Source organism: Sphingomonas bacterium, from assembly GCF_903644055.1.
GTDB lineage: Bacteria > Pseudomonadota > Alphaproteobacteria > Sphingomonadales > Sphingomonadaceae > Sphingomonas_I.
In genome coordinates this window covers 1-11,975 of sequence record NZ_CAHJXD010000221.1, presented here as the reverse complement: position 1 = coordinate 11,975, position 11,975 = coordinate 1, and the positions used below count along the sequence as shown (strand labels likewise).

11 protein-coding genes are annotated in these 11,975 nt (G+C 67.7%); 4 read left to right on the top strand and 7 right to left on the bottom strand.

Annotated features, from left to right (window positions below):
- On the bottom strand, nt 1-525 hold a 525-nt coding region (locus tag HUU94_RS09870; RefSeq protein WP_254602119.1), incomplete at its 3' end, for a threonine ammonia-lyase.
- 243 nt (nt 526-768) lie between these two features.
- On the opposite strand from HUU94_RS09870, the gene HUU94_RS09865 reads away from it, so the two are divergent.
- Nucleotides 769-1,992 carry a type III PLP-dependent enzyme gene (locus HUU94_RS09865; RefSeq protein WP_174274914.1) on the top strand — a complete coding sequence of 408 codons (1,224 nt, stop codon included), beginning with the start codon at nt 769-771 and terminating at the stop codon, nt 1,990-1,992.
- Nucleotides 1,993-2,118: 126 nt separating this feature from the next.
- Complete coding sequence (locus tag HUU94_RS09860; RefSeq protein ID WP_174274913.1) at nt 2,119-3,183, top strand: 1,9-bis(guanidino)-5-aza-nonane synthase; 1,065 nt, start codon at nt 2,119-2,121, stop codon at nt 3,181-3,183.
- A gap of 179 nt (nt 3,184-3,362) precedes the next feature.
- On the opposite strand, the gene leuC is transcribed toward HUU94_RS09860, so the two are convergent.
- From leuC to HUU94_RS09835, 5 genes are all read right to left on the bottom strand, one after another.
- A complete protein-coding gene (gene leuC / locus HUU94_RS09855) occupies nt 3,363-4,805 on the bottom strand; it encodes a 3-isopropylmalate dehydratase large subunit (RefSeq protein WP_174274912.1) in 1,443 nt (480 codons plus the stop codon).
- Nucleotides 4,806-5,041: 236 nt separating this feature from the next.
- Nucleotides 5,042-6,328, bottom strand: a complete 1,287-nt coding sequence (locus HUU94_RS09850; protein ID WP_174274911.1) for a serine hydrolase domain-containing protein — start codon at nt 6,326-6,328, stop codon at nt 5,042-5,044.
- A gap of 95 nt (nt 6,329-6,423) precedes the next feature.
- Complete coding sequence (locus tag HUU94_RS09845; RefSeq protein WP_174274910.1) at nt 6,424-7,062, bottom strand: 3-oxoacid CoA-transferase subunit B; 639 nt, start codon at nt 7,060-7,062, stop codon at nt 6,424-6,426.
- Entirely contained in the window at nt 7,062-7,952 is an 891-nt protein-coding gene (locus HUU94_RS09840) for an HAD family acid phosphatase (protein WP_254602117.1), read from the bottom strand. The genes HUU94_RS09845 and HUU94_RS09840 overlap by 1 nt, the downstream gene beginning before the upstream one ends.
- On the bottom strand, nt 7,949-8,659 hold the full coding sequence (locus HUU94_RS09835) for a CoA transferase subunit A (RefSeq protein ID WP_174274909.1): 711 nt from the start codon (nt 8,657-8,659) through the stop codon (nt 7,949-7,951). The genes HUU94_RS09840 and HUU94_RS09835 overlap by 4 nt, the downstream gene beginning before the upstream one ends.
- Nucleotides 8,660-8,844: 185 nt before the next feature.
- Between HUU94_RS09835 and murI the strand changes: the two genes are divergently transcribed.
- On the top strand, nt 8,845-9,642 hold the full coding sequence (gene murI / locus HUU94_RS09830) for a glutamate racemase (RefSeq protein WP_174274908.1): 798 nt from the start codon (nt 8,845-8,847) through the stop codon (nt 9,640-9,642).
- An 88-nt stretch (nt 9,643-9,730) separates the two neighbouring features.
- The gene (hemA, locus tag HUU94_RS09825) at nt 9,731-10,945 is read left to right on the top strand and encodes a 5-aminolevulinate synthase (RefSeq protein WP_174274907.1); all 1,215 of its coding nucleotides are present in this window, start codon (nt 9,731-9,733) and stop codon (nt 10,943-10,945) included.
- Between the two features lie 119 nt (nt 10,946-11,064).
- On the opposite strand, the gene HUU94_RS09820 is transcribed toward hemA, so the two are convergent.
- Complete coding sequence (locus HUU94_RS09820) at nt 11,065-11,880, bottom strand: inositol monophosphatase family protein (RefSeq protein WP_174274906.1); 816 nt, start codon at nt 11,878-11,880, stop codon at nt 11,065-11,067.
- Nucleotides 11,881-11,975: the final 95 nt, after the last annotated feature.

The following is an 11,975-nucleotide window of genomic DNA, read 5'->3' as shown; positions in this document are numbered from 1 at the left end:
GACGACCGCGCTTTCGGGCAGCGCGAGCGCGATCCCCGCCGCGAGGCCGCCGCCGCCGCACGGCACCACGATCCGCGCCGGCGCGTGGCCGAGCTGGGCGGCGATCTCCAGCCCGACCGTGCCCTGCCCCTCGATCACGTCGGCATCGTCGAACGAGGGCACCAGCACCGCGCCGCGCTCTGCGGCGATCCGTGCGGCGATCGCCTCGCGGCTCTCGTTATGGCGATCGTAGAGGATGATCTCGGCGCCGAGCGTCCTCGTGCCCTCCAGCTTCACCCTGGGCGCGTCGGCGGGCATCACGATCGCCGCCGGCATGCCGAGCAATTTCGCCGCCAGCGCCACGCCCTGCGCATGATTGCCGGAGGAGAAAGCGACGACCCCCCTGCCCCGCTCTTCCGCCGGCACCTGCGCCAGCCGATTATAGGCGCCGCGCAACTTGAACGCCCCGCCGCGCTGGAGCGATTCGGCCTTGAGCCACCAGCGCCGCCCGAGCGCCTCGAACGGCAGCAAGGGCGTGCGCGTCACGACATTTTCGACGCGGGCAAGGGCTGCGACAACCCCTTGGTACGAGGGCGGAATTCCGCCGTTTCGGTGCTCGTTCGTCACGATCCGGCGCGCCTCCCAACGCTGCGTAAAAAGTCTTCCAAATGTAACTTTACAGGGGGGACCCCCATACCTATGTAGCGCCTCCGCTGCCCCAAGGGACTTCCAACCGCAAGGCAGCTTTCGTCAACGACTTGGCCGCAAGGCTTCTGGAGGTCCCTTGAATTGCACAAGCATCATAACGCGCTGGGGCTAGCGGCTCCCCAAGGCGGCGTCTGCGCCGCCGTCGTCGCCAGCCAACGGCCCGTTGCGCCGGTCACTTTGGTCCGTCCGCACGCCGCAAGGCGCGCTGCCCGATTCTTCGTCGAGAAGTTCAAAGGCAGCTCGCTCTATGCTGTGAAGGCCAATCCCTCGCCCGCGCTGATCCGCGAGCTTTGGGAGAGCGGGATCACGCATTTCGACGTCGCCTCGATCGCCGAGGTGCGGCTGGTCGCGTCGGTGGCTCGCCAGGCGACCTTGTGCTTCATGCACCCGGTCAAGGCCGAGGAAGCGATCCGCGAGGCCTATGCCGAACATGGCGTCCGCACCTTCTCGCTCGATTCGATGGAGGAGCTGGAGAAGATCCTGCGCGCGACCGATCATGCGGCCGACCTGACGCTCTGCGTCCGGCTGCGCGTGCCCTCCGATCATGCCAAGCTCAGCCTCGCGGCCAAGTTCGGCGCGGCGCCCGAGGAGACCAAGGCCTTGCTGTTCGCGACGCGGCAGGCGGCGGATGCGCTCGGCATCTGCTTCCATGTCGGCAGCCAGGCGATGTCGCCCGTCGCCTATCTCCAGGCGATGGCGCGCGTGCGCCAGGCGATCGTCGAGGCGGCGGTGACGGTGGACGTGATCGACGTCGGCGGCGGTTTCCCCTCGATCTATCCGGGCATGGATCCCGCCCCGCTCGAAGCCTATTTCGATGTGATCCACGCGGCGTTCGAGGCGCTTCCCGTCAGCTATTCGGCCGAATTGTGGGCGGAGCCCGGCCGCGCGCTCTCGGCCGAATATGCCAGCCTGCTCGTCCGCGTCGAGCGGCGGCGCGGCGACCAGCTCTACATCAACGACGGGGCCTATGGCGCTTTGTTCGACGCGGCGCATGTCGGCTGGCGCTTCCCGGTCGCGCTGGTGCGGGAGGAGGCGTCCGATGCCAGGCTGACGCCGTTCAGCTTCTACGGGCCGACCTGCGACGATATCGATCATATGGCGGGGCCGTTCCTGCTGCCCGCCGACATCGGCGCGGGCGACTATATCGAGATCGGCATGCTCGGCGCCTATGGCTGCGCGATGCGCACGGGCTTCAACGGCTTCACCGCCGGCGAGACCTTGATCGTCGACGACGAGCCGATGGCGAGCGCTTATGTCGAGACCGAGGTGCGGCCCGCGCTGCCCTCGAACGTCGTCACGCTGTAACGGACGCGCATTATCATCGTCACCCCCAGCGCAGGCTGGGGTCCATGGCTGTTGCAGGGGGCATCGCGCTTCCGATCGGCAGACATGGACCCCGGCCCGCGCCGGGGTGACGTCTTGGAGTTTCGAATGAACGACCCCCTCACCGACACGCGCCCGAACGATCTCCGCAAGGCGGAGCTGCTCTCCACGAAGGTCGAGCATATCGACATCACCAGCTTCGATGCGCGCCCGATCATCGATGCGATGGGCAAGATGAGCTTCACCAGCCGCGATCTCGCGCGCGCGACGGGCATCTACAACCAGATGCTGGCGGACAAGGATTGCACGATCTTCCTGGTGATCGCGGGGTCGACCTCGGCGGCGGGGTGCATGGATGCCTATGCCGAGCTGGTGCGCTCCAACATGGTCGACGGCATCGTCGCCACCGGCGCCACGATCGTCGACATGGATTTCTTCGAGGGGCTTGGCCACAAACATTATCAAGCGCTTGAAATTCCTGACGACGATACGCTGCGCTCGCTGCTGATCGATCGCATCTACGATACCTATATCGACGAGGAGGAGCTCCAGAACGTCGATCACACGATCTTCGAGATCGCCGAGACGCTGGAACCCAAGGCCTACAGCTCGCGCGCGTTCATCCGCGAGATGGGCAAATATCTCGTCGAACATGGCAAGAAGGACAACAGCCTCGTCAAGCTCGCCTACGAGCATGACGTGCCGATTTTCTGCCCGGCGTTCACCGACAGCTCGGCGGGCTTCGGCCTCGTCAAGCATCAGGTCGATGCGATGAAGGCGGGCAAGCCCTATCTGACGATCGACAGCATCGCCGATTTCCGCGAGCTCACCGACATCAAGATCGCGGCGGGCACCACCGGGCTGCTGATGATCGGCGGCGGCGTGCCCAAGAATTTCGTCCAGGATACCGTCGTCTGCGCCGAAATCCTCGGCCATCACGATGTCGCGGTCCACAAATATGCGGTGCAGATCACCGTCGCCGACGTCCGCGACGGCGCCTGCTCCTCGTCGACGCTTCAGGAGGCGGCGAGCTGGGGCAAGGTCAACACCGGCATCGAGCAGATGGTGTTCGCCGAAGCCGGATCGGTGATCCCGCTGCTCACGTCGGACGCCTATCATCGCGGCTTGTGGAAGGACCGGCCCAAGCGCGCCTGGGCGAAGCTGTTCGCCTGAGCGGGAGCGGCTCTCGGGCCGGTTACGCTAGATCGACCGTCACCCCGGCCTTGAGCCGGGGTCCCGCTTCTCCTTCAGCGTTAGCAGGCAGCGGGACCCCGGCTCAAGGCCGGGGTGACGAGAGTTCGACGGCAACAGGACAGACCTAAGTCCGTTCGCAAACCCGCGTAAGGCAAGCTTCATAGCGAAGGCTCGGCGATCAGCTCCCGTACGTCGGTCAGCCGCCCCGTCACCGCCGCCGCCGCCGCCATCGCGGGCGAAAGCAGGTGGGTGCGCGCGCCGGGGCCCTGGCGGCCGACGAAATTGCGGTTGCTGGTGGAGGCGCAGCGCTCACCGGCGGGCACCTTGTCCGGGTTCATCGCCAGGCACATCGAGCAGCCGGCCTCGCGCCATTCGAACCCTGCGTCGAGGAAGATGCGGTCGAGCCCCTCGGCCTCGGCCTGGCGCTTGACCAGCCCCGATCCCGGCACGACCAGCGCCTGCCGCACGTTGGCGGCGACCTTGCGCCCCTTGGCGACCGCCGCGGCGGCGCGCAGATCCTCGATCCGGCTGTTCGTGCAACTGCCGATGAAGATATTCTCGACGCCGACGTCCTGCATCCGCGTGCCGGGGGCGAGGCCCATATAGGCGAGGCTTTTGCGCGCGGCCTCCCGCTTGGCCGGATCGGCGAAACTCTCGGGATCGGGCACCGATGCGGTGATCGGCAGCACGTCCTCGGGGCTCGTGCCCCACGTCAGGCTCGGCGCGATATCGGTGGCGTCGAGCGTTACCAGCCTGTCGTAGGCGGCGCCCGCGTCGGTCGGCAGCGTCCGCCACCAGGCGACCGCCGCCTCCCACTCCGCCCCCTTGGGCGCCATCGGCCGGCCTTCGAGATAGGCGAAGGTCGTCTCGTCGGGCGCGATCAGGCCCGAGCGAGCGCCATGCTCGATCGCCATGTTGGAGACGGTCAGCCGCCCCTCGATCGACATCGCGCGGATCACCGAGCCGGTATATTCGACGACATAGCCCGTGCCGCCCGCAGCACCGAGCTTGCAGACAATCGCGAGGATCACGTCCTTGGGGCTGACCCCGAAGCCCAGCGTGCCATCGACGCGGATCTCCATCGTCTTCGATCGCGCGAGCAGCAGGGTCTGCGTCGCCAGCACATGCTCGACCTCGCTGGTGCCGATCCCGAACGCCAGCGCGCCCAGCGCGCCATGCGCGGCGGTGTGGCTGTCCCCGCACACCAGGGTCGTCCCCGGCAGCGTGAAGCCCTGCTCCGGCCCGACGACATGGACGATCCCCTGCTCGGCGGCGAGCGCATCGATATAGGGGACGCCGAACGCGGGCGCGTTGCGGCGCAGCGCGGCGAGCTGGTTGGCGCTTTCCGGATCGGCGATCGGCAACGGGTTGCCCGCGGCATCGCGCCGCGCGGTGGTCGGCAGATTGTGATCGGGCACCGCCAGCGTCAGATCGGGCCGGCGCACCCGGCGCCCCGCGACGCGAAGCCCCTCGAACGCCTGCGGGCTCGTTACCTCGTGGACGAGGTGGCGATCGATATAGATCAGGCAGGTGCCGTCGTCGCGGGCCGCCACGACATGCGCGTCCCAGATTTTTTCGTAGAGCGTGCGGGGGGTGGACATGGTGGCGGGCAGATAGCGCCGGAGGGCGGGTTACGCCAGAGCGGGCCCCGGCTTTCGCGATTCGAGGCGTCAGCCGCTCCGTTCGCGCTTCACGGTGTTGCTCCACCAAAGTCGCAGGATCCGTCTCAGCTTTGCACCGTCGGCCATCCGGTCTCTAAGGGCGGTCCTGTTCAAGCGGAACCGTCACCCCGGCTCAAGGCCGGGGTGACGGGAGTGCAACGTCAACAGGAGAGACCCTAAGGCCGCCCGAGCTGCATCCAATCGCGCGAAGGCCGGCGATAATATTGGTCGAGGATCTCCAGCGCCATTCCCGTCGGCTTCACCGATTGCGAGTTCCACAGCATCGCCACGCCGACCTTCTCGGCCGGATCGAACAGGAACAAGGATCGATAGCCGCGCACCGCGCCGCGATGGCCGACGAGATGGTGCCCGTCATAATCCGATTGGCGGAAGCCCAGCCCATAGGAATTGCCGTGCTGGGCGAGATCATAATCGGCCAGCCCCCGGCGCGGCGTCAGCACGCGGGGAACGTGCAGCGTGAAAAGCAGGCTCTGCGGCAGCACCTGCGGCGCGCCGCCCATCTGCGCGCGCATCCAGATGCCCATATCGATGATCGAGCTGTTGATGCCGCCCGCCGCCGGGACGCGATAATAAGCCTCCAGCACGGGCAGCGTCCGCCGGCCGTCGTGCGGCTGCGCCCAGCTTCTGGCGTTGACCAGCCCGTCGCGCGTCGTCGTCGTGCCGGTCATGCCGAGCGGGCCGAACAGATAGTGGCGCGCGGCGCGATCGTAGCTCTCGCGCGTCGCTTTCTCGATCGCCTCGTGGATCAGATCGTAGCCGACATTCTCATAGGCGAAGCAGGTGCCGGGCGGGCACATCGGGAACAGCCCGCCGAGCTCGCCGCGGATCTGCGCGGGATCCTCATTATCCTCCAGCCGATCGTCATAGGCATTCTTGACGATGCCGAGCCGGTGGCTGAGCGCATCCGCCAGCGTCGCGACCCGCTCGTTCCCCTTGGGCAGCCGAATCGAATGCGACCATCTGGCGACCGGATCGTCGAGCGAAAGCTTGCCCTGCCGTGCGAGCAGCGCCGCCAGCGTCGAGGCGACGCCTTTGGAATTGGAGGCCCAGCGGAACGACGTCTGCACGCCGACCTTGTCGCCCGATCCCGCCTTGGTCTCGCCATAGCCCTTTATGAAGGCGAGCTGGCCGTCCTCGACGACGGCGATCCCCAGCCCGACCATGTCGCGCCGGTTCATCAGCTCCTTGGCGCGCGCGTCGATCCGGCCGTAATCGATGCGGAACGCCTTGGGGCTGAGCGGCCCCCGCCCCAGCGTGCGCTCGGCGCGCGCGGCGGCGCGAAAGCCCTGCCGCACCGGCGCGGTCTCGACGAGATGGTGACCTAGCACCCACAATTCGATCAGCAGCGCCACCAGCAGCAGCGCGCCGGCAGCCCACACGAACCGTGGATCGCGCCAGAAGCGCCTGGAATCGGAAGCTGGCGAGGGCTTTTGCGGCGTCACTTGCCCGCCGTCTCGCCGTCCGGAGCGATCAGGTCAACGGAACAGATAACGGCTCGTCGTTTCAAGCGCTGCGACGAACTGAATTGCCGCCCGGCTCAGAGCGGCGAATAGGCCGCCGTCGTCTTCGCCGCCACCTCTTCCGCCGTCACCCCGGGGGCAAGCTCGACCAGCCTGAACGGGCTGGCGTGATCGGCGCGCTGGAAGACGCAGAGATCGGTGACGATCATGTCGACGACATTCTTGCCCGTCAGCGGCAGCGTGCAGGCGGGGATGACCTTGGCGCCGCCGTCCTTGGCGACATGCTCCATCACGACGATGATCTTCCTGACCCCGGCGACGAGGTCCATCGCGCCGCCCATGCCCTTGACCATCTTGCCGGGGATCATCCAGTTGGCGATGTCGCCGCCCTCGGAGACCTCCATCGCGCCGAGCACGGTGAGATCGATATGCCCGCCACGGATCATCGCGAAGCTGTCGGCGCTGGAAAAGTAGCTCGACGAGGGCAATTGGCTGATCGTCTGCTTGCCCGCGTTGATCAGATCGGCATCGACCTCGTCCTCATAGGGAAAGGGCCCGATGCCGAGCATGCCATTCTCCGATTGCAGCGTCACCTCGACGCCCGCCGGGATGTGATTTGCCACGAGCGTGGGAATGCCGATGCCGAGATTGACGTAGAAGCCGTCTTCCAGCTCGGTGGCAGCACGCGCCGCCATCTGGTTGCGATCCCAGGGCATTATCTGTCTCCGTCCGGTCCCGGCCAGCGCACGGCGGCCGGGAAGATATCGTCGAAGCCGCCGGCGATACCGGGGCCGTAGAGCGGGTTGGGCATCAGGAACCAGCCGTGCCCCCATTTGCCGCCGATCGCGGGCGAAAGCGCCAGCGCGCGCCGGGATTGCGGCGCGAGCGTCCTGGCGTTGAACAGATCGCTGAAGTCGCCGAGCTGATCGCCTGCCATCGCCAGCACGCAGTAACGGCTCGCGACGAAGGCGCGACGCGGATCCTTGCCCGATCCCGGCGCGACGTCGCCCGCGAGGAACAGGGTGTCGCCCTGCGCGAAATCGCCCAGCCCGGCCTGCGCCAGCGCGGCAATCGCGCCCCCGGCGTTCGCGCTGCGCCGGTTGGTGATGACGACCGGCGTCACCCCCGCCGCGCGGAACCGCGCGAAGGCGGCGACCGCGCCCGGCAAGGGCTCGACATAAGCGGCCCCGCCTCTCTCCCAGGCATCCCAGCGCTTCGCATCGAACGGCGGATCGCCGCGCCGGGCGGCATCGTAGTTCGCGCCGGTGTTGAGCACCGAGGTTTCGTCCATGTCGAGCACGACCGCAGAAGGCTTGTCGCCGCACGCCGTCCACGCGGGCGCCTGCGGGGAGGCATCGGTGGCTAGAACCGCGCCGTCGATCGGCCTGCCCGCCTTGCGCGCGGCCTGTGCCGCCTCGACGAAGCCCGCCATCGCCTCATAAGCGGTGCGCGAGATCAGCGCCGCCTCGCCCGATCCGTGCAGCCATTGATAGCCCCTGGCGGGGAGTGGCGCGGAGGCGATCGGCACGGGCTTCGTCGCGCACCCCGCCAGCATCAGTGCTGCCGCGCAGGCGGAAACCCAGGCGCGAGCGGCCCGATGCTTCACGCCGCTTCCCGCGCGCGCGTCGTGCGGAACTCGATCTGCTTGTCGTAGGGGCCGCCCATGATCATCCGCTTGATGAAGATGCCGGGGACGTGGATGCCGTCGGGATCGAGGCTGCCCGTCGGAACCACCTCCTCGACCTCGGCCACCGTGCGCTTGCTCGCGGTCGCCATCGGCTGGTTGAAGTTGCGCGCGGTCTTGCGGAAGAGGAGGTTGCCCGCCCCGTCGGCCTTCCAGCCCTTGACGATCGCCAGATCGGCGACGATCCCGCGCTCAAGCACATAGGTCTCGCCGTCGAAATCCTTGGTCTCCTTGCCCTCGGCGACGAGCGTGCCGACGCCCGTCTTGGTGTAGAAGCCCGGTATCCCCGCCCCGCCCGCGCGGCAGCGTTCGGCGAGCGTGCCCTGCGGACAGAATTCGACCTCGATCTCGCCCGCGAGATATTGCCGCTCGAACTCCTTATTCTCGCCGACGTAGCTCGCGATCACCTTGCCGATCTGATGCGATCGCAGCAGCTTGCCGAGGCCGACGCCATCGATCCCGCAATTGTTCGACACGACGGTGAGGTTCCTGACGCCCGAAGCCTCGATCGCGTCGATCAGCCGCTCGGGAATGCCGCACAGGCCGAAACCGCCCGAGCAGATCGTCATGCCGTCGAACAGCAGCCCTTCGAGCGCCGCCGCCGCATCCGTATAGAGCTTGTTCGCCACGCCGCTTGCCCCTGTCGATCCGCCAGCCGATCGCGGGCGCATAGGAGGGTGGCGAAAAGCGGTCAACGCGCGCAAAGGCGCGGGAACACGGGCGCGGCGCGGGGGGAGAGACGGTGATGGCGCTTTCGATGCTTGGGGCTTCGGTGCCGATCGGCAGACGCGGGCTCTGAGTGAGCGGCGACGGTATGACCGACACGCGCCCTCTGTTGTTGTTCGACTCGGGAGTCGGCGGGCTTTCGGTGCTGGCGGCGGTGCGCGCGGCATTGCCCGAAGCGCCGCTGGTCTATGTCGCGGACAATGGCGGCTTCCCCTATGGCACCAAGAGCGAGGCCGAGATCGCGGCGCGCGTGCCCGCGCTGCTCGGGCGGCTGGCGGAGCGCTATCGGCCGCGGCTGATCGTCATCGCCTGCAACACCGCCTCGACGATCGCGCTGGCGGGCGTGCGCGCGGCGCTCGATCTGCCGGTGGTCGGCACCGTACCCGCGATCAAGCCCGCCGCGGAGGCCTCGCGCACCCGCGTGATCGGCGTGCTCGGCACCGAAGCGACGGTGCGCCAGCCCTATGTCGACGATCTCTCCGCGCGCTTCGCCGCCGATTGCACCGTGCTGCGCCACGGCTCGGCGCGGCTGGTGGAGCTTGCGGAAGCCAGCCTGCGCGGCGAGCCGACCGGCGACCGCGATTATGCCGAGGCGCTCGGGGGCCTGCTCGCGCAGCCCGGCGGCGGGGAGATGGATACCGTCGTGCTCGCCTGCACGCATTTCCCGCTCGTCGCCGATCGCCTCGCCGCGATCGCCCCCCGCCCGCTCGTCTTCGTCGACGGCGCGGCGGGAATCGCGCGCCGCGTCGCCACGCTCACCAAGGCGCAGCAATGGCCCGCCGCGTCCGGCGAGGGGCTGGCCGTCTTCACGGCACCCTTGCCGATCGGCGCGCCTCTGCAAGCTGCGCTCGCCGCGCGCGGGCTGGAGCGGATCGAGCAGCTCTGATCGCCCGATCACGCCGATCGCGGAATGGCGCTGGAAACGCTCCGCACTTCTGGCTATTGGCCGCGCGTCCCGCGGAGGGGTTTGGATTTTGAATTACGACCGCGTCTTCACCCAGGCCATCGATCGCCTTCACGCCGAGGGCCGCTACCGGGTGTTCATCGATATCCTGCGCAACAAGGGGATGTTCCCCAACGCACGCTGCTTCGCCGGACATAACGGGCCGAAGCCGATCACCGTCTGGTGCTCGAACGATTATCTCGCGATGGGCCAGCATCCCAAGGTGATCGCCGCGATGGAGGAAGCGCTCCACGACGTCGGCGCGGGATCGGGCGGCACGCGCAACATCGGCGGCAACACGCATTACCATATCGATCTGGAGAATGAGCTCGCCGATCTGCACGGCAAGGAAGCGGCGCTGCTGTTCACCTCGGGCTATGTCTCGAACGACGCGACTCTCTCGACGCTCGCCAAGGTGCTGCCGGGCTGCGTCGTCTTCTCCGACGAATTGAACCACGCCTCGATGATCGCGGGCATCCGCAACGCGGGCTGCGAGAAGCGCGTGTTCCGCCACAACGATCTCGATCATCTCGAGCAATTGCTCGCCGCCGAGGATGGCGAGACGCCCAAGCTGATCGCGTTCGAGAGCGTCTATTCGATGGACGGCGATGTCGCGCCGATCCACGAAATCTGCGACCTCGCCGAGAAATATAACGCGCTGACTTATCTCGACGAGGTTCATGCGGTCGGCATGTACGGCCCGCGCGGCGGCGGCATTTCGGATCGCGAGGATGTCACGCGGCGGCTGACGATCATCGAAGGCACGCTCGGCAAGGCGTTCGGCGTGATGGGGGGCTATATCGCCGCCGATCGCGTGATCATCGATGTCATCCGCAGCTATGCGCCGGGCTTCATCTTCACCACCTCGCTATCCCCCGTGCTGGTCGCGGGCGCGCTCGCCAGCGTGCGCCACCTCAAGGCCTCGTCGGAAGAGCGCGAGGCGCAGCAGGTCGCCGCCGCCTTGCTCAAGGGGCTGATGGCCGATGCCGGGCTGCCGGTGATGCCGTCGACGACTCATATCGTGCCGCTGATGGTCGGCGATCCGGTCAAGGCCAAGCGGATCAGCGATATCCTGCTCGCCGAATATGGCGTCTACGTGCAGCCGATCAACTATCCCACCGTGCCGCGCGGCACCGAACGGCTGCGCTTCACCCCCGGCCCCTCGCACAACGAGGCGATGATGCGCGAACTCGTCGGCGCGCTGGTCGAGATCTGGGACCGGATGGAATTGCGCCAGGCCGCCTGACGCTTCCGCGCGGTGCCGACGCTTCGCTTGCCCGCTTAGAGGCTGTCCCGTTCAAGCTGAGACGTCACCCCGGCTCAAGGCCGGGGTGACGGCAACGGGACAAAATCTAAGCGGGGCCGCTACTTCCGCAGTGCCTTCGCGACAAGCTTGTGCAGCTTGGAATGGAGTCCGTCGCTCGCGGCGAGGAACTGGTTGCGCTCCATCGCTTGATCCCCGCCGCGATAATCGGTGACGAAGCCGCCCGCCTCCTTGACCAGCAACAGGCCGGCGGCGACGTCCCAGGGCTTGAGATCGCTCTCCCAGAAGCCGTCGAAGCGACCCGCCGCCACCCAGGCGAGATCGAGCGCCGCCGATCCGAAGCGCCTTATGCCAGCCACCTCCGGCCCGACCGCGCCGTAGATCGCCAGCCATTCGGCGAAGTCGCCGTGCCCCATGAAGGGCGCACCGGTGGCGATCAGCGCCTCGGAAAGATCGCGCCGCGCCGAGACGCGCAGCCGCTGGTCCTGCAACCAGGCCCCCCGCCCCTTTTCCGCCCAGAAGCTTTCGTCGGTCAGCGGCTGATAGACGAGCCCCTGCGTGATCTCGCTTTTGCCGTTGGGCTTGGGCTCTTCCACCGCGATCGCGATCGCGAAGTGCGGGATGCCGTGGAGGAAGTTGGACGTGCCATCGAGCGGATCGACGATCCAGCGCGGCTTGCTGGGATCCCCGGGGATCGCCCCGCCCTCCTCGCCGAGGAAGCCCCAGTCCGGCCGCGCCTTCTTGAGCTCCTCGTAGAGCGTCTGCTCGGCGCGCTGATCGGCCTGGCTGACGAAATCGGCCGGGCCTTTCCTCGATACCTGAAGGTGCTGCACCTCGTTGAAATCACGCCGCAGCTTCGGCGCCGCCTTGCGCGCCGCGCGGTCCATCACGGTGATCAGGCCAGAATGGGCAACCACGTCTCAATCTCCTCCCCGCCCGCTTGCGGGAGGGCTGGGTGGGCGGGCGGCGGCGGGGCTCGATGCCCCAACGTCGCTTTCGGGGGCGCGGACGG

Coding starts and splice junctions, on each gene's coding strand:
- HUU94_RS09860 (WP_174274913.1), top strand. CDS start 2,119: ATGAACGACCCCCTCACCGACACGCGCCCGAACGATCTCCGCAAGGCG.
- leuC (WP_174274912.1), bottom strand. CDS start 4,805: ATGTCCACCCCCCGCACGCTCTACGAAAAAATCTGGGACGCGCATGTC.
- HUU94_RS09845 (WP_174274910.1), bottom strand. CDS start 7,062: ATGCCCTGGGATCGCAACCAGATGGCGGCGCGTGCTGCCACCGAGCTG.
- murI (WP_174274908.1), top strand. CDS start 8,845: ATGACCGACACGCGCCCTCTGTTGTTGTTCGACTCGGGAGTCGGCGGG.